Raw genomic sequence first — 17,932 nt, 5'->3', positions numbered from 1 at the left:
GGGCGCCGCGTGTTCCCTGTCGGGCTCCCGCATGTGATCCCACCGAGCGTTCCAGGAGACCGCGATGCCCGTGAGCCGTCGACGACGATCCCCCCGTGCCGCCCTGCCCGTCACCGTGCTGGCCACCCTGTCCGCGGCCGTGCTCTGCGCCGGTCCGGCCGGCGCCGATGAGCCGCCGACCGGAGATCAGGGCCTGGTGCTCACCATGACCGGAGCGGGCAACAGCTGGAGCCGGGGGGTGCGGCTCAGCTGCCCCGACATCCACCGCAGACATCCGCACGCGGGCGCCGCCTGTGACGCGCTGACCTGGGCGCGCGGGGACCTGGACGCGCTGCCCGGCCAGCCGCACACCTGCACCAGGGAGTACGACCCGGTCACCGTCAGCGCCACCGGCACTTGGCGCGGTGTCCCGGTCAACTGGCGCAAGGAGTTCCCCAACGCCTGCACGATGGACTCCGCCACCGGGCCCGTCTTCCGCTTCTGACCGGCGCCCGAGCGGGCTCAGACCGGCCGCGCGGCCACCACGCCGACCGTCACCAGCGCCAGCACCACCCAGGAGAACCAGACCCACCCATTGGCGCCCAGCGCCACGGTGTAAGCGGTCGCCGCCACCAGCCCGACCACCGTGCACACGGCCATCGTCCTCGCAGATCCGGGCATACCCGCACCTCCTCACGGCGGCCGGACGCCGACAAAACGGCGCGGGCCGCGGCCATGGGACCATCGTCCCCGGCCGCGGCCCGTACCGCCAGACGCGCGACGTGCCGTCACTGCCCCCGCGCGTTGAGCGAGGCGAGGTAGGCGTTGTAGTCGGCGAGATCCTTGTCGCCGTTGCGGTCCGCGGCCCGGTCCGCGCGCTGCGACAGCCGCTCCTCGGACTTGTACCACTGGAAGACCAGGGCGATCAGCACCACCACGGACGGGATCTCGCTGAAGGCCCAGGCGATACCGCCGGCGGCCGACTGGTCGGACAGCGCGTCGATGCCGAGCGAGGCGGGCGGGTTCAGGAAGGTGTCGACCATCGGCTCCGAGGCCATCATCAAGGCGATACCGAAGAACGCGTGGAACGGCATGCCCGCGAACAGCTCCAGCATCCGCATCACATAACCCGGCCGGTGCGGGCCCGGGTCGACGCCCATGATCGGCCAGAAGAACACCAGGCCCACCGCGAGGAAGTGCACCATCATCCCGATGTGCCCGGCCCGGGACTCCATCAGGAAGTCGAACAGCGGCGAGAAGTACAGCGCGTAGAGGCTCGCGATGAACAGCGGGATGGTGAACGCCGGGTGCGTGATGATCCGCATGTAGCGGCTGTGCAGCAGCGCCACCAGCAGTTCGCGCGGCCCCTTGCGGCCACGCCCGGCGGCCGGCAGGGCGCGCAGCGCCAGCGTCACCGGCGCCCCGAGCAGCAGCAGGATCGGCGAGAGCATGCTGATGATCATGTGCTGGACCATGTGCACGCTGAACATCGCCATGCCGTAGTCATTGAGCCCGGTACACATCACCAGCGCCACCGACACCACGCCCAGCGCCCAGGCGACGGTCCGGCCCACCGGCCAGGCGTCCCCCCGGCGCCGCAGCCGGATCACCGCCCAGCCGTACAGTCCCAGCCCCAGCAGACAGCCGACGAGAAAGACCGGATCACCACCGAACTCCAGGCCCCTCCCCAGCGTGAACGGCGGCAGATCCATGTTCATGCCGTCCATGCCGTGCCCGCTGTGATCCATCCGCTCGCTCCTGATTCGTACCAATGCTCCGGCGACAAGACTAGAACCGCCCCTGGTCACACCACGCGGCAGGGCCGCATATCGGTGCCAGTGGCCGGGGGCGGTTCGTGCAGTCCGGAACTATCGCGCCGGATCCACCGGGGTCACAGCACGCACTCGGCCTCGCCGTAGCGCTCCGCGGGCACCGTCTTGAGCGTCTCCACGGCCTCCGCCAGCGGCACCAGCGTGATGTCCGTACCGCGCAGCGCGGTCATCATCCCGAAGTCCCCGCGGTGCGCGGCCTCCACGGCGTGCCAGCCGAAGCGGGTGGCGAGCACCCGGTCGTACGCGGTCGGGGTGCCGCCGCGCTGTACGTGCCCGAGGATGACCGGCCGCGCCTCCTTGCCGAGCCGGTTCTCCAGCTCCACGGACAGCTGCCGGGCGACACCGGCGAACCGCTCATGGCCGTACATGTCCTTGCCGCCGATATCGAAGGCCATGGTGCCCTCGCGCGGCTTGGCGCCCTCGGCGACCACCACGATCGCGAACTTCTTGCCGGCCTCGAACCGCTCGGCCACCCGCGCGGTCAGCTCCTCGATGTCGAAGGGCCGCTCCGGCACCACGATCGCGTGCGCACCGGCCGCCATCCCCGAGTGCAGCGCGATCCAGCCGGTGTGCCGCCCCATCACCTCGACGATCATCACTCGCTGATGCGATTCGGCGGTGGTCTTGAGCCGGTCCAGCGCCTCGGTGGCGACCCCTACCGCGGTGTCGAAGCCGAACGTGACATCCGTGACCGCGATGTCGTTGTCGATGGTCTTCGGTACGCCCACGATCGGCAGTCCGGCGTCCGACAGCAGCCGCGCCGCCTTCAGCGTGCCCTCGCCGCCGATCGGGATGATCGCGTCCAGGCCCAGCTCGGCGACATGGCCGCGGGCCCGCTCGACGCCGTCCCGCAGATGCGCGGGCTGCACCCGGGACGACCCGAGGATGGTGCCGCCGCGCGCCAGGATGCCGCCGACGGCATCGAGGTCGAGCTTGCGGTAATCGCACTCCAGCAGGCCCTTCCAGCCGTCGCGGAAGCCGATCACTTCATCGCCGTGATCAGCGGTGGCGCGGTGGACGACGGACCGGATGACGGCGTTCAGTCCGGGGCAGTCGCCGCCGGAGGTGAGGACACCAATACGCATTGCTCGAAAAACCTCTGCAACTCAACCGGGGGCCCGGACCCCGTCGTCCGGTTGGATTCCGCTCACCCTACAAGCGCATGGCCCCCGGGAACACGTACGCCCGCAGTGCGGACTGCGGGCGTACGGAATGCATTCGGAATGCCGTCAATTCGGGCGCGGAGCGGTGATCCGCCTACCGCCCGAAAGCAACGCAACCGGCATCAGGCGGGCTGCGTTGCCGCGGCGATCCGCTCCTGGCGCAGCGCCTCGTACCACTGGTCGTCCACCGGAGGCAGTGCATTGACGTCCAGCGCCAGCTTGACCAGCAGATCGGCGATATGCGGATTGCGCGCCATCACCGGGCCGTGCATGTACGTACCGAAGACGGTGTCGTTCCACGCGCCCTCGTAGCCGTCGCCCACACCGTTGCCCTTGCCGAAGCGCACCTTGGCGAACGGCCGGGCGGTCTTGCCCAGATGCGTCACGCCCTGGTGGTTCTCGAAGCCGGTCAGCGGGGGCAGCCCCAACTGCGGGTCGATATCGGCGAGTACGTCGCCGACGCAGCGCTCGGCCTCACCGCGGGTGCTGACCACGTCCAGCAGCCCCAGGCCCTGCTGCCGCTCACCGAGGTCATTGATGAACTCATGACCCAGGATCTGGTAGCCGGCGCACACCGAGAACACGATCGCGCCGTTGGAGACCGCACGGCTCAGTCCGCCGTCGCGGATCAGCCGCTCGGAGGCCAGCCGCTGCGGCCGGTCCTCGCCGCCGCCGATCAGATAGATGTCGCCGGAGGTGGGAATCTGCTGGTCGGACCGTACGTCCAGACGCTGCACGTCCAGACCGCGCTGGCGCGCCCGCCGCTCCACCACCAGGGCGTTCCCCTGGTCGCCGTACGTGCTCAGCAGGTCCGGGTAGATCCACACCAGACGGAGGCTGTTGTCACTCATTCTCGATCGTCCTTGTCCGCGCATCACGTCAGTTGCCCACGCGCCGGCGCAGGTCCTGGAAGGCCGTGTAGTTGGCGATGACCTCGATCCGTCCGGGCGGTGCCAGCTGCACCGCCTCGTCCAGGCTCTCGCAGACCTGGAAGTCCAGGCCCGCGACCTCCAGCCGCACCGCCAGGTCCAGCTTGCGGTCGCCCAGCACGAAGAGCGGGTGCCCGGCCAGCCGGGTGTAGTCGACATCCCACAGCCACGAGGTGTCGGTGCCGTCCGCGCCGCGGGCGTTCACCGACATGATCACCGGGGTCGGCGGCGGGTCGATCAGCGAGAACGTCTCCAGCCAGCCGGCCGGGTTCTTCGCCAGCAGCAGCCGCAGCTCCCGCTCCATGAACGTGACCACGTCATAGCGCCCGGCCACCGCCTGCACCGAGAACATCCGCTCCAGGGCCACCTGCGGCGGCACCCCGAAGGCGGCGGCGACCGCGGCGGACGTGGTGGCGTTCGCCTTGTTGGCGCGTCCCGGCAGCTGAAGCTTGATCGGCCAGGCGCTGCCGTGCGGGTCCAGGACATGGTCGCCGGACAGTGCCCAGCTGGGCGTGGGACGGCGGAAACCGCACTCGCCGCAGAACCAGTCCTCGCCCGGCCGCTGCATCACCCCACCGCACGAGGGGCAGGACCAGGCATCGTCCTTCCACTCCTGCCCGGCCGCGACCCACACCACATTCGCGGACGACGAGGCCGCCCACACGATCAGCGGGTCGTCCGCGTTGGCGATGATCAGCGCCTTGGAGCCGGACAGGCCCTCGCGCCAGTGCTCGGCCAGCATGCGGGTCTCCGCGGCGCGGTCGAGCTGGTCGCGCGAGAGGTTCAGCAGCGCTATGGCCTTCGGCGTGACATCGCGTGCCACACCGGCGAGGTACTTCTCGTCCACCTCGATGACGCCGTACTTGGCGTCCGATCCGCCGGCCAGCGCGGACGTGATACCTGCCGGCATGTTGGCGCCGAGCGCGTTGGAGACCACCGGACCGCTGGCCCGCAGCGCCTCCGCGATCAGCCGCGTCGTGGTCGTCTTGCCGTTGGTCGCCGACACCAGGATGACGTCCAAGTGCCCGGCCAGCCGCGCCAGCAGGTCGGGGTCGAGCTTGAGCGCCACCCGGCCACCGATCACCGATCCGCTGCCGCGGCCCGCCGCGCGCGATACCGCCGCCGCGGCCTTGCCCGCCGTCACGGCCAGCTTGGCCCGTGGCGACAGCGGCTCCGTGTTGCCTGCCATCGTCTTTGATCCTCCTTGCATCCGGCGCCCGCCTGCCGTGGGGCTGCCGGTGGAACGCTCCTCCGCAGCCGATGACCGGCCGGGGCTTCGGTCGGGGATCAGCCTATCGAGATCCGGCCGCAGCCCCGAACCCCGCCACCCGTGCGGCGACATCCGCTGTCCGCAGGACCGTACGCTTGTCCCCATGCGTCCCCGCACCATTCCTGGCAGTTCCGGCCATGTCCGCCCGCTGCGATTGCTCGGTGATCCGGCCCTGACCGAGCCCTGTCAGGAGGTCACCGTCTTCGATGACGAGCTGGCCCGGCTGGTCGAGGACATGTACGCGACGATGTACGCCGCGCAGGGCGTGGGCCTCGCCGCCAACCAGATCGGCGTCCCGCTGCGGGTGTTCGTCTACGACTGCCCCGACGACGAGGACCACCGTCATCTGGGACACCTCGTCAACCCCCGGCTCGTCGAGGCCGACGGCCCGGTCATCCGCGGGCCCGAGGGCTGTCTCTCGCTCCCCGGCCTCGAAGCCGGCACCCCGCGCCATGACCACGCCGTCGTGACCGGCGTCACCGTCACCGGCGCCCCCGTCACGGTGACCGGCGCCGGATTCTTCGCCCGCTGCCTCCAGCACGAGTGTGACCATCTCGACGGGGGGCTCTACGTCGACCGCCTGACCGGGCTGCGCCGCCGCCGCGCGCTGCGCGCCGCGGCGAAGGCCCCGTGGGCTGGGACAGCGGGGGCGGCCGGCCGCTGAACGACCGCCGCCCCCGCCGATTCCCGGACCGGCGCTCAGAAGCCGGGGCCGTCCGTACGGTCGTCGACCGCGGCCAGCTGGCCCCAGAGCAGATCGGCCAGCTGCTTGACCAACTGCTCGCGTGAGCACGGGCGTTCGCGCAGCCACCAGTCACCGGCGCCATGCATCATGCCGACGATGCCATGGCCCCAGACGCGTGCGGTCAGCTCGCCGCCCGGCCCCAGGTCGAGCCGGTCGGTGATCACCTTGGCCAGCTCCTCGCCGAGCCGGCGCAGCAGGGGGGCGGAGTGCCGTCCGACGTCGAAGCCGGACTCGGACGCGTTGTCCTCGTCCGACGGGTGCATCAGGAAGCGGTACACCTGCGGCCGGGCCTCGATCGCGAGCAGGTAGGCGTCGAGGGTGGCCTCGACCCGGTCCCGGCGCAGGACGGGGGCGTCCAGTGCGGTCGCCAGATTGGCCAAGAGGGCATCCGTGTGCCGTACGGCGAGCGCGCGGTACAGCCCGCCCTTGTCGCCGAAGTGCCGGTAGAGGATCGGTTTGGTGATACCCGCCTCGGCGGCGATGGCGTTCATCGAGGCGTCCGGGCCGTCGCGCAGCACAATGCGCTCGGCGGCCTCCAGCAGCTCCCGCCGTCTGCGCTCGGTCGCCGTCTGCCGGCGGCCGCTGTGCTCTGTGCTTTCCATGGTCGTGCTCCCCACCCTTGTGAATCCGTGGCGCTGGCGCAACGTAACACCCGATCTCCACGGCGATTTCATTCCCAGGGGAGTTGACATTTTTTACTGGCGAGTAACACACTGCGAGTTACCGCTAGTAACATCGAAAAAGCCTGGTAGTAGCTGGAGGGGACATGGCCGAGTTCACCATGGAGCTCAATGACGAGCAGAAGGAAGTCCGTGACTGGATTCACGGCTTCGCCGCGGATGTCATGCGCCCCGCCGCCGCCGAATGGGACGAGCGCGAGGAGACCCCCTGGCCCGTCATCCAGGAGGCCGCCAAGATCGGCCTGTACTCACTCGACTTCTACGCCCAGCAGTTCTTCGACCCGACGGGCCTCGGCGTTCCCCTGACCATGGAGGAGCTGTTCTGGGGTGACGCCGGTATCGGCCTGTCGATCGTGGGCACCGGCCTGGCCGCCGTCGGCGTGCTCGCGAACGGCACGGAGGAGCAGATCGGCACCTGGGTCCCGCAGATGTACGGCGATGTGAACGACGTCAAGGTCGCCGCCTTCTGCTCCTCGGAACCGGACGCCGGATCGGACGTGGCCGCGATGCGCACCCGCGCGGTCTACGACGAGGCCAAGGACGAGTGGGTGCTCAACGGCACCAAGACCTGGGCCACCAACGGCGGTATCGCCAACGTCCATGTCGTCGTCGCGGTCGTCGACCCGGATGCCGGCTCCAAGGGCCATGCCTCCTTCATCGTCCCCCCGAACACCCCCGGCCTCTCCCAGGGGCAGAAGTTCAAGAAGCACGGCATCCGCGCCTCGCACACCGCCGAAGTGGTCCTGGAGAACGTCCGGATTCCCGGCCACTGCCTGCTCGGCGGCAAGGAGAAGCTCGATGAGCGCCTCGCCCGTGCCCGGGAGAAGGCCAAGAAGGGCGGCGAGCGCCTGAAGAACGCCGCGATGGCCACCTTCGAGGCGTCCCGGCCCGCCGTCGGCGCGATGGCGGTCGGTACCGCGCGTGCGGCCTACGAGGAGGCGCTGGAGTACGCGAAGACCCGCTCCCAGTTCGGCCGCCCGATCATCGACAACCAGGGCGTGGCCTTCCAGCTCGCCGATATGCGCACCCAGATCGACGCCGCCCGGCTGCTGGTGTGGCGCGCCTCCTGGATGGCGGTGACGGGCAAGCCGTTCACCTCCGCCGAGGGCTCCATGTCCAAGCTCTTCGCCAGCGAGGTCGCCAAGAAGGTCACCGCCCAGGCCGTACAGATCCTCGGCGGCAACGGCTTCACCCGCGAATACCCGGTCGAGCGGATGCACCGCGACGCCGCCATCTACACCATCTTCGAAGGCACCAGCGAGATCCAGCGCCTGGTGATCGCCCGGACCCTCTCCGGGATGCCGATCCGCTGAAGTCAACTCGTGGGGGAGTGCGCGCAGTTCGCGCCTGACGGAGTGGTCCCGCCCGAGGTGCGGGTGGGGGTACCGGTTGCAACTCCTGCTCCATACCCTCAACTCTGGCTCAGATCATTACCCGTTCGCCCTGTGTTCCGTACGCTCGAAGTTCCGAACGCTACGAACGGAGGACGGATGAAGACCCCCCTCAGCCGGCTGGCCGCCCGCGCCGCCACCTTCCTGGTGCATGGACGGCGGCCCCGGCTCGACCACTCCGAATCCCACCGGGTCGCCCGGCCCAACCAGCATGCGGGCCTGATCGACCACTACATGCCCTCGTCGTCCGCAGGGGTGCAAGGGGGCCGGTGACCACCGCCCCGGGGTAGCTCCCACCTCACCCTTTTCGGGAGCTGAGCCGCACACCGAGCCATGGCCCGGTGTGCGGCTCTTTGTCGTGCCGTAGGTGTCCGGCGGCAGGCATCCCTTGACGGCTGGATTGCTGCGTTCTACTTTCCTTCCGTAGAGCAAAACATAAGTTCCACGATACGGAATCATTCTCTCCGGCGCTTCGCTGGAACTTGCCCGTGACAGGTCGACGCAGGAGTACGCGATGCCTCGAATGACAGCCGCCCGCGCCGCGGTGGAGATTCTCAAGCGGGAGGGCGTGGCCCACGCCTTCGGAGTGCCGGGTGCCGCGATCAACCCCTTCTACGCGGCGCTCAAGGGCGCGGGCGGCATCGATCACACACTGGCGCGTCATGTCGAGGGCGCCTCGCACATGGCCGAGGGCTACACCCGGGCTCATCCGGGCAACATCGGCGTCTGCATCGGTACCTCGGGACCGGCCGGTACGGACATGATCACCGGCCTCTACTCCGCGATCGGCGACTCGATCCCGATTCTGTGCGTCACCGGCCAGGCCCCCACCGCGGTGATCCAGAAGGAGGACTTCCAGGCCGTCGACATCGCCTCGATCGCCAAGCCGGTCACCAAGGCCGCCACCACCGTGATGGAAGCCGCGCAGGTCCCCGGCGTCTTCCAGCAGGCCTTCCATCTGATGCGCTCCGGACGCCCCGGACCGGTCCTCATCGACCTGCCGATCGACGTCCAGCTGACCGAGATCGACTTCGACCCGGAGACCTATGAGCCGCTGCCGGCCTTCAAGCCTGCCGCGACCCGCGCCCAGGTGGAGAAGGCCCTCGCGCTGCTCAACGCGTCCGAGCGGCCGCTGATCGTCGCCGGGGGCGGTGTCATCAACGCCGACGCCTCCGAACTGCTGCGGGAATTCGCCGAGTTGACCGGTACGCCGGTCGTTCCCACCCTGATGGGCTGGGGCATCCTCGCCGACGACCATGAGCTGAACGCCGGCATGGTCGGCCTGCAGACCTCGCACCGCTACGGCAACGCGACCTTCCTGGAATCCGACTTCGTCCTCGGTATCGGCAACCGCTGGGCCAACCGCCACACCGGCACGCTGGACGTCTACACCCGGGGCCGCACCTTCGTCCATGTCGACATCGAGCCGACCCAGATCGGCAGGATCTTCGCCCCGGACTACGGCATCGCCTCGGACGCCGGGGCCGCGCTGGAGCTGTTCATCGAGGTGGCCAAGGAGTTCAAGGCCGCCGGCGAGCTGCCCGACCGCAGTGCCTGGGCCGCGTCCACCCAGGAGCGCAAGGCCCAGCTCCAGCGCCGTACGCACTTTGACGACATCCCGATGAAGCCGCAGCGGGTCTACGAGGAGATGAACCAGGCCTTCGGCCCGGAGACCCGTTACGTCACCACCATCGGCCTCTCCCAGATCGCCGGTGCGCAGATGCTGCACGTCTACAAGCCGCGCCACTGGATCAACTGCGGCCAGGCCGGCCCGCTCGGCTGGACCATCCCGGCCGCGCTCGGCGTCGCCACCGCGGACCCGGAGACACCGGTCGTCGCGCTCTCCGGCGATTACGACTTCCAGTTCATGCTCGAAGAGCTGGCCGTCGGCGCCCAGCACAAGATCCCGTACATCCATGTCCTGGTGAACAACGCCTACTTGGGCCTGATCCGGCAGGCGCAGCGCAACCTCGACATCAACTTCCAGGTCAACCTGGAGTTCGAGAACATCAACTCGCCCGAGCTGGGCGTCTACGGCGTGGACCATGTCAAGGTCGTCGAGGGACTGGGCTGCAAGGCCGTCCGGGTCACCGACCCGAGTCAGTTGGGCGCCGCCTTCGAGGAGGCCAAGAAGCTGGCCGCCGAGCACCGTGTCCCGGTCGTCGTCGAGGCGATTCTTGAGCGGATCACCAATATCTCGATGAGCGGTTCCGACATCGCCGGCGTGAACGAGTGGGAAGACCTCGCGACCGAGCCCGGTCACGCACCCACCGCGATCAAGCCGCTCAAGGTCTGACGCCGGACCGGCATGCCCCTCAACCGGCGGCGCCCCTCAACCGGCGGCGCCCCTCAACTGGCACCGCCCCTCCCGTAATGGCCCGGACGGCACCCCTCTGCCGCCGTCCTCCCCTTCCGAGATGCGAATTCTGAGATGTGAATTCTGAGATGCGAAAGAGGCACCGTATGAGCAATCTTCCCAAGGTCGCGTGGATCGGGCTGGGCATCATGGGTTCGCCCATGGCCGAGAACCTGATCAAGGCCGGTTACCCGGTGACCGGTTACACCCTGGAGGCCGACAAACTGGAGCGGCTGGCCACGAGCGGCGGGAGTGTGGCCGGCTCGGTCGCCGAGGCGGTCCGCGACGCCGACGTCATCATCACCATGGTCCCGGCCTCCCCGCAGGTCGAGGCCATCGCCTACGGCCCCGACGGGATCCTGGCCCACGCCCGGCGCGGTGCGCTGCTGATCGACATGTCCTCGATCACCCCGCAGACCTCCATCGACCTCGCCCACGCCGCCGCCGACAAGGGCCTCCGCGTCCTGGACGCCCCGGTCTCCGGCGGCGAGGCGGGCGCGATCGAGGCGGTGCTGTCCATCATGGTCGGCGGGGAGCAGGCCGACTTCGACGCCGCCCGTCCGCTGCTGGAGGCGCTCGGCAAGACGATCGTGCGCTGCGGGCCGCACGGCTCGGGCCAGACCGTCAAGGCCGCCAACCAGCTCATCGTCGCCGTCAACATCCAGGCCTGCGCCGAAGCCGTCGTCTTCCTGGAGAAGTCCGGCGTCGACCTGAGCGCCGCCCTCGACGTCCTGGGTGGCGGGCTGGCCGGCTCCACCGTCCTGGCCCGCAAGAAGGACAACTTCACCACCCGCGACTTCCGCCCCGGCTTCCGGATCGACCTGCACCACAAGGACATGGGCATCGTCACCGACGCCGCCCGCACCGTCGGCGCCACCCTCCCCGTCGGCAGCCTCGTCGCCCAACTCATCGCCGCCCTCCGCGCACAAGGCGACGGCGGCCTCGACCACTCCGCCCTCCTGCGCGGCGTCGAACGCCTCTCCGGAGACCACGCCGGGAGCTGAGCCGCCGCGGGGCGTGCCGTTCCTCGCGGGCGGCGTGATGGTCATCACGTCGCCCGCCTGGAACGCGCCCCCGTTGTTCACCGTTCAAATGGGTGTGGGTGTTGACGCAGAGGCCGACGCACCCTTCCCGAGCCGCCCCGGCCAGTCTTCCCCCGTCTGGTCGGGGCTTCCTCTTGCCGCGGCCGACTGCGACGGCTGCCAGGCCCGGGGGCGTTGCGGATGCCCGCTACGTCCCGTACGCATCCAGCGGATTGGCGGAGATCCGCGCGGCGATGCCCTCGCGGACCGCGGCCGCGGCGGTGCTGTCCGGCTTGCGCCCGGCCTGGTCCCGGAAGCACGCCAGGAACTCTTCACCGAGACCGAGCCGTGGGTAGCGCGCCAGCACCTCGGTGCGGAGGTCGTCCGGCAGCGTGTCGGGACGCCGCCCGGAGATGTCCAACGAGGTGGAGTACACCAGCAGATGTGCCTCCGGATCCATGGCCGCGTCCACCTCGTCCCACATGTGCCGGACGATCACCTCGGACGCCCGTACCCGACGCTCCACCGGCCATCCGGCGCCCGCCCCGAACACCCACGCCACATGGCCACCCGCCTCCTCGAAGGGCACGGTGTGGCTGTCGAACTCCTTCACCAGCCCGATGTCGTGGAACATGGCTGACACGTAGAGCAGCTCCGGATCGAAGGCGATGCCGTTGGCCGAGGCGTAGCCGGCCGCCCAGAGATACGCCCGGACGGAGTGGTTCAGCAGCGCGGGTGAGCAGTAGGCGCTCGCCACCTCCAGCGCGGTACGACAGGCACGGGTATCGGGAATCACAAGATCGTCCATGGTCATGGCCCTGATTGTCGCCCATGGTCCATGGCGGAGTGACGCACTCGGCGGCTGCCGAAATGCGCGAGCGCGGAGCCCGGCGCACGCTGGATGCATGTCCGAGCATCCGCCTGTCATCGTGCACCCGCCGACGCCGTCCGGTGGCCGCCGAGTGACCGTGCGTGGGCAGATCGTCGGCCTGGCCCATGGCCGCGGCGATGTTGCCGAATTTCTCCGCCGCGCGGGCGTCACCGGCCCGGCCGGGAGTATCGCGCTGGACGATCCCCGCCTCGTCGAATGGCGCGGAGGCTCACTGGACGACTGGCCGATGCCCCCGGCCTGACATCCGGGGCCGATCAGCCGTTCGCCGTGGCCGTACCCGTCTCTCGGCGCCGCGGACCAGGGGATACGCTGACGTCCGGCGATCGGCAGGCAGGCCGTCGGCCGGTGAGCCGGGCAGGGAGCGGGGCAGGGCGTGAGCGACGACAGCGGGAACAGCGACAGCAGTGATGACGGCGTGTTCTCGACACGCGGTAGCGGGTCGGGCGGTTCTTCGGACCTGAGTGTCCTGCGGAGAGCGATGCGCTGGGAGACTCTCGTGATCCTCCTGATTCTCGTGATCCTCACGGTAGTGGCCTCGTAGGGCAGGCCCGACGCCGGGGAAACCCTGAACGCGCGTCGGCCTCCCTTGGGAGTTCAGTTGCTCACGTGCGGACCGGGCACGGTCCCGGCTCCCCGAACGCCCCGTCCGATTTCCGCCAGCGCCGCCGCCTGACCTGCTGCACAGTGGACACTGTGATGAACGAGGACAGCAGGTACGAGGCGGTGCGCAGCAGGGACGCCAGATTCGACGGCGCCTTCTTCTTCGCGGTGTCCACGACCGGGATCTACTGCCGGCCGAGCTGCCCCGCCACCACGCCCCGCCGCCGCAATGTCGCCTTCTTCCGGACCGCCGCGGCCGCCCAGGGCTCCGGATTCCGTGCCTGCCGGCGCTGCCGCCCCGATGCGGTGCCCGGCTCGCCGGAGTGGAATGCCCGCGCCGATGTCGTCGGGCGGGCGATGCGGCTGATCAGCGAGGGCGTGGTCGACCGGGAGGGCGTCTCCGGGCTGGCGGCCCGGCTCGGCTACAGCGCCCGGCAGGTCCAGCGGCAGCTGACGGCCGAGCTGGGTGCCGGCCCGGTGGCCCTGGCGCGGGCACAGCGCGCCCACACCGCCCGGGTCCTGCTGCAGACCACCGGACTCCAGGCGGCCGAGATCGCCTTCGCGGCGGGCTTCGCCAGCGTGCGGCAGTTCAACGACACCATCAAGGAGATCTACGCCCTCACCCCGAGCGAGCTGCGTGCCGCCCGCCCCGGTAAGGCGACTCGTTTTGGCCCGGTGGCGTCGCCCACCACCCCCGGGGTGCTGCCGCTGCGACTGGCCTTCCGCGGCCCGTTTGCGGCGCGGGAGCTGTTCGACCACCTCCAGCGGCGTGCGATCACCGGGATCGAGGAAGTCAGCGGCGAGCCCGGCGCCCGTACCTACCGGCGCACCCTGCGGCTGCCGCACGGGGCCGGGATCGCCGAGGTCGACGAGGCGGCCGGCGACGGCTGGCTGGACTGCCGGCTGCACCTGGCCGAGCTGCGGGATCTCACCACCGCGAGCCAGCGGATGCGCCGCCTCTTCGACCTGGACGCCGATCCGTACGCGGTCGCCGAACGGCTCGGCGCGGATGCCGTACTGGCGCGGCTGGTGGACCGGCGGCCCGGTCTGCGCTCGCCAGGAGCCCCCGCCCCGGACGAGCTCGCCGTCCGTGCCGTACTCGGCCAGCAGGTCTCGGTCGCGGCCGGCCGCACCCTCGGCGGTGCCCTGGTTGCCGCCTACGGAGAACCGCTGCCCGAACCGGCCGGTGCGCTCACCCACCTCTTCCCCCGTATCGACGACCTTGCGCAGGCCGCCCTCACCGAACTCGGGATGCCCGAGTCACGGCGGGCGACCCTGCGCACGCTCAGCAACGCACTCGCCGACGGTACGGTCGTCCTGGACGCCGGAGCCGACCGGGACGAGGCCGAACGCGCGCTCCTCGGGTTGCGCGGCATCGGCCCGTGGACCGCCGGATACATCCGGATGCGAGCCCTGGGGGACCCCGATGTCCTGCTGACCGGCGATGTGGCCGTACTGGCCGGCATGCGCCGGGCCGGGGCCCCGGCGGCGGGTCTGCGGGAGCTGGCGGAAACCTGGCGGCCCTGGCGCTCGTACGCGATGCACCACTTCTGGAACGTGCCGCTCACGGAGCCGGCGAACCCCTGCCCCACCACTACGGAAAGCACCGGACCATGACGCTCTACACCACCCTCGACAGCCCCTTGGGCGAACTCCTGCTGGTGGGCGAGGAATCGGCCACCGCGCCGGGTGGCATCGCGCTCGCCTCGCTGTCCGTACCCGGGCAGAAGGGCGGCGCCACCGTCCAGGACGGCTGGACGTACGCCCCCACCGCCTTCGACGGCATCGCCGACCAGCTCCGCGCCTACTTCGACGGTGAGCTGACCCGCTTCGCCATTGCCTGCGCCCCCACCCGGGGCACCGACTTCCAGCGGCGGGTGTGGCAGGCGCTGGAGGCCATCCCGTACGGCACCACGACCACGTACGGGAAGGTCGCCGCTGACATCGGTGCGGCGCGAGGCGCGGTACGCGCCATCGGAACGGCCATCGGCGCGAACCCGCTGCTCGTCATCCGGCCCTGCCACCGAGTGATCGCCGCGGACGGATCCCTCTCGGGCTACGCGGGCGGGCCCGTACGCAAGCGGCAACTCCTCGGCATCGAGGGCGCCTTGCCGGAGGCCCACTGAGCCGCCCCGCGCCGCCCGCGACCCCCGAGCGCCGCACCGACCCCCGCCCCTGGAGCGCTCCATGACCACCACGACCACCACAGCCACCAGGACCACCGAGCGCCACTCCCGCCCCCGTACGCTCGCCCAGCGCGTCGCCGCCGCTGACTGGCCGGCGCTGGCCGAGGAACTGGACACCCTGGGCTGCGCGGTGACCCCACGTCTGCTCAGCCCGGCCGACTGCCGCGCCCTCAGCGCGCTGTACGACGAGCCCGCCGAGGCGCAGGGCACGGAATCCGGCGGCCGGTCCCGCTTCCGCTCGACCATCGACATGGCACGGCACCGCTTCGGCTCGGGCCAGTACCGCTACTTCGCCAACCCGCTGCCCGAACCGGTCCAGGCCCTGCGCGAGGCGTTCTACCCGCACCTGCTGAAGATCGCCCGCGACTGGGCGGACAAGCTGGGCAGGCCGGCTCCCTGGCCGGACTCCCTGGAGGAGTGGCTGACCCCGTGCCACGAAGCCGGGCAGACCAAGTCCTCCCAGATTCTGCTGCGTTACGGGGCGGGTGACTGGAACGCGCTGCACCGCGACCTCTTCGGGGAGATGGTCTTCCCCCTCCAGGTCGTCATCGGCCTGGACGAGCAGGGCATCGACTACACCGGCGGCGAGTTCCTCCTCGTCGAGCAGCGGCTGCGCGCCCAGTCCCGAGGGACCAGCACCGTCCTTCCGCAGGGCCATGGACTGATCTTCACGACCCGAGACCGGCCCGTACGCTCCGCCCGCGGCTGGTCGGCCGGTCCCGTACGCCACGGTGTGAGCGCCGTCCGCTCCGGCCGGCGGCACTCCCTGGGCCTGGTCTTCCACGACGCCTGACCCGCCGCTCAGTGGCGGCAAACGGGACCGGCGCGGTGCTCCCTGAGCGGTGTCGTCAGCCCCGTGGGTCCAGTGCCGTCAGGGTGGAGACGAAGACCGGGTCGCCGCCCTGGAGGCCGGTCACCTGCACCGTGGTGGTGGAGGGCAGCGCCGACGGGACCCGGCGGGCTTCGATCACACAGGGGGTGCCGTGCTCGGCGTACCGGCGGAAGTCGGTGCCGAAGGCGTACGGGACGAAGGCATCGGGCGCGGTCAGGACGCGGGCGGCCTGCTGCGCCGCATCGAGCAGCACCATGCCGGGGATGTGGTCGTTCGCCGGGTTCACCACCGCGGGATGGCCGGGCGGGATACGCAGCAGCCAGCGGTCGGGTCGCCCGGCGGGGGAGAGCAGAACATCGCGGCACTTGGTGCTGCCGGTCAGTCGGGGCGTAACGGGGGCGGGAAGGGCGCCCGGGGTGTGCCGCGCGGTCAGTCGATCGCCGCGGAGCAGCTGGTAGCCACGGGGTCCGGTGACCGTGACATCCGAGTGGCCGGTCGCGACGATCCGGCCCGCCTTGCGGATGGTCATGTCGAAGCGGCCACGGGCCAGCGTGCCGGCCCGCATGCGCATCCGGCTGCAGACGACGTCGATGGTCAGCAGCGTGGGCCCGCTGCCCACCGCGAGATGCTCGGGGTGAGTGGTGTACACAAGGTCGCCGAGGATGAAGTGGTGGCCGAGCGGTACGCCGAGTTCGGCGTGGCAGAGCAGCAACCCGGCCTGGCGGATGGTCTCACCCGTGAGGATGAGGTGGTGTCGGCCTTGATGGGGGGTGAAGTACCCGTGATCGTGCGGCCACTGGGCCGTCAACGAGAAGTGCGCGTCATCCAGCCGGTGCCATGAGGTGACCAGAATGTCGTCCGCGAAGGGGCGGTGTACCAACTCCCGGGTGACCTGGATGCCGTGGCGGCTCTGCGGGGTGGCGGCCCGGTCCCCGCCGGTGTGCGGACGGTGCGGAGACCTGGGTGGAACGGTGCCGTTGACGTGCATCGTGTCACTCATGACTGCCCCCAGGCATCGCTACGGATCGAGGTACATCGTTGATAAGATACGTACCATCCGGTTTTCTTTTCAATGCCGGGCGGGCGAAAAAGGGAAAGTAGCTGATCCAACGGCGACTTGGGCTGTAGCTAACTGTTGCGGAACGTGGACACATCGACAGACAGGAGGCGTCCTGTGGCACAACAGGACCGCGCGATTCGGACCCGGCGATTGATCTTGGAGGCGGCCGCGTCGGTTTTCGACGAGCAGGGCTACGACCGCGCCACGATCGCCGAAGTCCTGGAGCGCGCCGGCATGACGAAGGGCGCCCTGTACTTCCACTTCGCCTCCAAGGAGCAGTTGGCGCTCGCGGTGCTGGAGGAGCAGGTACTCGATATCGCCGTGGAGCCGCAGAAGATCAAGCTGCAGGAATTCGTCGACTCGGGCCAGGTACTGGCCTTCCGGCTACGCAGCGACCCGATCCAGCGGGGTGCGGCGCGGCTGGCGGTCGAGCAGGGCTCCAACCATCTCGACCGCAAGCAGTCGATGCTCTCGTGGACCCGGTTCGTCGTGGGCATGTTGAACGAGGCCCGGGACCGCGGGGAGATCCTGGACAGCATTGTGGTGCAGGAGTCCGCCGAGTTGTTCGTCGGTGCCTTCGCCGGGCTGCAGATGATGTCGCAGGCCCTGACCAACCGGGCCGACCTCAACCGCAGGCTGACGATTTTCTTCCAGCACACCCTCCCCAGCATCGCCGTGCCGGCCATCCTCGCCAGGCTCAATCTGGACGCGGAGCGGGGCGCGCAACTCGATGCCGCCTTGCAGGGAAAGGCGTTGGCGAACGCCGAGGCAGATGCTGATGCCGGAGTGGTCGCGGACTGAGCCCGCCCCGGACTGAGCCCGCCCCGGCCGGTGTGCGGCTGCCGGGGCGCGGAGGGCGGAGAGCATTTCGCCGCAAGGTCGCTGAAAACATACCGCGTGCGCGGTGTCGGACGCGGAAGTGTGTGCACCTCGTGGATGAGTTGTGCAGGTCAGAGGCGTCGCGGAAGAGCCGCGGCGCCTCTCGCTGTTGAGAT

General features: G+C 70.1%; 20 protein-coding genes. 12 read left to right on the top strand and 8 right to left on the bottom strand.

The genetic code is table 11. The features are described 5' to 3' along the window. The first annotated feature begins 64 nt into the window (after positions 1-64). Positions 65-484, top strand: a complete 420-nt coding sequence (locus STRTU_RS01815; protein WP_159741896.1) for an SSI family serine proteinase inhibitor — start codon at positions 65-67, stop codon at positions 482-484. A 17-nt stretch (positions 485-501) separates the two neighbouring features. On the opposite strand, the gene STRTU_RS01810 is transcribed toward STRTU_RS01815, so the two are convergent. The 5 genes from STRTU_RS01810 to STRTU_RS01790 all read right to left on the bottom strand — a co-directional run bounded on the left by STRTU_RS01810 (position 502) and on the right by STRTU_RS01790 (position 5,092). Then, on the bottom strand, positions 502-660 hold the full coding sequence (locus STRTU_RS01810; protein ID WP_167539107.1) for a hypothetical protein: 159 nt from the start codon (positions 658-660) through the stop codon (positions 502-504). A gap of 107 nt (positions 661-767) precedes the next feature. Further along, positions 768-1,727: a cytochrome c oxidase assembly protein gene (locus STRTU_RS01805; protein WP_159741895.1), complete on the bottom strand. Its 960-nt coding sequence runs from the start codon at positions 1,725-1,727 to the stop codon at positions 768-770. Between the two features lie 143 nt (positions 1,728-1,870). Continuing rightward, a complete protein-coding gene (locus STRTU_RS01800) occupies positions 1,871-2,896 on the bottom strand; it encodes a 6-phosphofructokinase (RefSeq protein WP_159741894.1) in 1,026 nt (341 codons plus the stop codon). A 200-nt stretch (positions 2,897-3,096) separates the two neighbouring features. Further along, complete coding sequence (locus tag STRTU_RS01795; protein WP_159741893.1) at positions 3,097-3,825, bottom strand: type 1 glutamine amidotransferase; 729 nt, start codon at positions 3,823-3,825, stop codon at positions 3,097-3,099. A gap of 28 nt (positions 3,826-3,853) precedes the next feature. Beyond that, a complete protein-coding gene (locus STRTU_RS01790) occupies positions 3,854-5,092 on the bottom strand; it encodes a MurT ligase domain-containing protein (protein ID WP_159741892.1) in 1,239 nt (412 codons plus the stop codon). 184 nt (positions 5,093-5,276) lie between these two features. On the opposite strand from STRTU_RS01790, the gene def reads away from it, so the two are divergent. Then, positions 5,277-5,837 carry a peptide deformylase gene (gene def, locus STRTU_RS01785; protein WP_159741891.1) on the top strand — a complete coding sequence of 187 codons (561 nt, stop codon included), beginning with the start codon at positions 5,277-5,279 and terminating at the stop codon, positions 5,835-5,837. A gap of 35 nt (positions 5,838-5,872) precedes the next feature. On the opposite strand, the gene STRTU_RS01780 is transcribed toward def, so the two are convergent. Next, a complete protein-coding gene (locus STRTU_RS01780) occupies positions 5,873-6,520 on the bottom strand; it encodes a TetR/AcrR family transcriptional regulator (RefSeq protein WP_159741890.1) in 648 nt (215 codons plus the stop codon). Positions 6,521-6,684: 164 nt separating this feature from the next. Here STRTU_RS01780 and STRTU_RS01775 point away from each other — a divergent pair, with 164 nt between their 5' ends. The 4 genes from STRTU_RS01775 to STRTU_RS01760 all read left to right on the top strand — a co-directional run bounded on the left by STRTU_RS01775 (position 6,685) and on the right by STRTU_RS01760 (position 11,349). Continuing rightward, complete coding sequence (locus STRTU_RS01775) at positions 6,685-7,911, top strand: acyl-CoA dehydrogenase family protein (RefSeq protein WP_159741889.1); 1,227 nt, start codon at positions 6,685-6,687, stop codon at positions 7,909-7,911. 177 nt (positions 7,912-8,088) lie between these two features. Further along, a complete protein-coding gene (locus tag STRTU_RS01770) occupies positions 8,089-8,262 on the top strand; it encodes a hypothetical protein (RefSeq protein WP_159741888.1) in 174 nt (57 codons plus the stop codon). Between the two features lie 241 nt (positions 8,263-8,503). Continuing rightward, the gene (gcl, locus tag STRTU_RS01765) at positions 8,504-10,285 is read left to right on the top strand and encodes a glyoxylate carboligase (protein ID WP_159741887.1); all 1,782 of its coding nucleotides are present in this window, start codon (positions 8,504-8,506) and stop codon (positions 10,283-10,285) included. Between the two features lie 167 nt (positions 10,286-10,452). Further along, positions 10,453-11,349, top strand: coding sequence for a 2-hydroxy-3-oxopropionate reductase (locus STRTU_RS01760; protein WP_159741886.1), 897 nt, complete (start codon positions 10,453-10,455; stop codon positions 11,347-11,349). A gap of 226 nt (positions 11,350-11,575) precedes the next feature. On the opposite strand, the gene STRTU_RS01755 is transcribed toward STRTU_RS01760, so the two are convergent. Beyond that, on the bottom strand, positions 11,576-12,181 hold the full coding sequence (locus STRTU_RS01755) for an HD domain-containing protein (protein ID WP_159741885.1): 606 nt from the start codon (positions 12,179-12,181) through the stop codon (positions 11,576-11,578). 91 nt (positions 12,182-12,272) lie between these two features. Here STRTU_RS01755 and STRTU_RS01750 point away from each other — a divergent pair, with 91 nt between their 5' ends. From STRTU_RS01750 to STRTU_RS01730, 5 genes are all read left to right on the top strand, one after another. Next, a complete protein-coding gene (locus STRTU_RS01750; RefSeq protein ID WP_159741884.1) occupies positions 12,273-12,500 on the top strand; it encodes a hypothetical protein in 228 nt (75 codons plus the stop codon). A 132-nt stretch (positions 12,501-12,632) separates the two neighbouring features. Beyond that, complete coding sequence (locus tag STRTU_RS01745) at positions 12,633-12,800, top strand: hypothetical protein (protein WP_167539106.1); 168 nt, start codon at positions 12,633-12,635, stop codon at positions 12,798-12,800. 155 nt (positions 12,801-12,955) lie between these two features. Beyond that, positions 12,956-14,476, top strand: coding sequence for an AlkA N-terminal domain-containing protein (locus tag STRTU_RS01740; protein ID WP_159741883.1), 1,521 nt, complete (start codon positions 12,956-12,958; stop codon positions 14,474-14,476). Then, positions 14,473-14,985, top strand: a complete 513-nt coding sequence (locus STRTU_RS01735) for a methylated-DNA--[protein]-cysteine S-methyltransferase (protein ID WP_159741882.1) — start codon at positions 14,473-14,475, stop codon at positions 14,983-14,985. Before STRTU_RS01740 ends, STRTU_RS01735 begins: the two co-directional genes overlap by 4 nt. Before the next feature lie 61 nt (positions 14,986-15,046). Further along, entirely contained in the window at positions 15,047-15,838 is a 792-nt protein-coding gene (locus STRTU_RS01730; protein WP_159741881.1) for a 2OG-Fe(II) oxygenase, read from the top strand. Positions 15,839-15,893: 55 nt separating this feature from the next. Here the strand turns inward: STRTU_RS01730 and STRTU_RS01725 are convergent, their stop codons facing one another. Next, positions 15,894-16,877: a ScbA/BarX family gamma-butyrolactone biosynthesis protein gene (locus STRTU_RS01725; protein WP_159741880.1), complete on the bottom strand. Its 984-nt coding sequence runs from the start codon at positions 16,875-16,877 to the stop codon at positions 15,894-15,896. A gap of 174 nt (positions 16,878-17,051) precedes the next feature. Between STRTU_RS01725 and STRTU_RS01720 the strand changes: the two genes are divergently transcribed. Beyond that, positions 17,052-17,738 (top strand): ScbR family autoregulator-binding transcription factor, encoded by a 687-nt coding sequence (locus tag STRTU_RS01720; RefSeq protein ID WP_159741879.1) that lies wholly within the window; start codon positions 17,052-17,054, stop codon positions 17,736-17,738. Positions 17,739-17,932 lie beyond the last annotated feature (194 nt).

Source organism: Streptomyces tubercidicus (genome assembly GCF_027497495.1).
GTDB classification, from domain to species: Bacteria; Actinomycetota; Actinomycetes; order Streptomycetales; family Streptomycetaceae; genus Streptomyces; species Streptomyces tubercidicus.
This window is presented reverse-complemented; position numbering and strand designations above follow the sequence as displayed.

Bases quoted from the DNA above. Each gene is read 5' to 3' on its own strand.
- STRTU_RS01755 (WP_159741885.1), bottom strand. From the start codon at position 12,181: ATGACCATGGACGATCTTGTGATTCCCGATACCCGTGCCTGTCGTACC.
- STRTU_RS01735 (WP_159741882.1), top strand. From the start codon at position 14,473: ATGACGCTCTACACCACCCTCGACAGCCCCTTGGGCGAACTCCTGCTG.
- STRTU_RS01795 (WP_159741893.1), bottom strand. From the start codon at position 3,825: ATGAGTGACAACAGCCTCCGTCTGGTGTGGATCTACCCGGACCTGCTG.
- STRTU_RS01730 (WP_159741881.1), top strand. From the start codon at position 15,047: ATGACCACCACGACCACCACAGCCACCAGGACCACCGAGCGCCACTCC.
- gcl (WP_159741887.1), top strand. From the start codon at position 8,504: ATGCCTCGAATGACAGCCGCCCGCGCCGCGGTGGAGATTCTCAAGCGG.
- STRTU_RS01725 (WP_159741880.1), bottom strand. From the start codon at position 16,877: ATGAGTGACACGATGCACGTCAACGGCACCGTTCCACCCAGGTCTCCG.
- STRTU_RS01770 (WP_159741888.1), top strand. From the start codon at position 8,089: ATGAAGACCCCCCTCAGCCGGCTGGCCGCCCGCGCCGCCACCTTCCTG.
- STRTU_RS01805 (WP_159741895.1), bottom strand. From the start codon at position 1,727: ATGGATCACAGCGGGCACGGCATGGACGGCATGAACATGGATCTGCCG.
- STRTU_RS01790 (WP_159741892.1), bottom strand. From the start codon at position 5,092: ATGGCAGGCAACACGGAGCCGCTGTCGCCACGGGCCAAGCTGGCCGTG.
- STRTU_RS01800 (WP_159741894.1), bottom strand. From the start codon at position 2,896: ATGCGTATTGGTGTCCTCACCTCCGGCGGCGACTGCCCCGGACTGAAC.
- def (WP_159741891.1), top strand. From the start codon at position 5,277: ATGCGTCCCCGCACCATTCCTGGCAGTTCCGGCCATGTCCGCCCGCTG.
- STRTU_RS01780 (WP_159741890.1), bottom strand. From the start codon at position 6,520: ATGGAAAGCACAGAGCACAGCGGCCGCCGGCAGACGGCGACCGAGCGC.
- STRTU_RS01740 (WP_159741883.1), top strand. From the start codon at position 12,956: ATGAACGAGGACAGCAGGTACGAGGCGGTGCGCAGCAGGGACGCCAGA.
- STRTU_RS01775 (WP_159741889.1), top strand. From the start codon at position 6,685: ATGGCCGAGTTCACCATGGAGCTCAATGACGAGCAGAAGGAAGTCCGT.
- STRTU_RS01810 (WP_167539107.1), bottom strand. From the start codon at position 660: ATGCCCGGATCTGCGAGGACGATGGCCGTGTGCACGGTGGTCGGGCTG.
- STRTU_RS01750 (WP_159741884.1), top strand. From the start codon at position 12,273: ATGTCCGAGCATCCGCCTGTCATCGTGCACCCGCCGACGCCGTCCGGT.
- STRTU_RS01815 (WP_159741896.1), top strand. From the start codon at position 65: ATGCCCGTGAGCCGTCGACGACGATCCCCCCGTGCCGCCCTGCCCGTC.
- STRTU_RS01760 (WP_159741886.1), top strand. From the start codon at position 10,453: ATGAGCAATCTTCCCAAGGTCGCGTGGATCGGGCTGGGCATCATGGGT.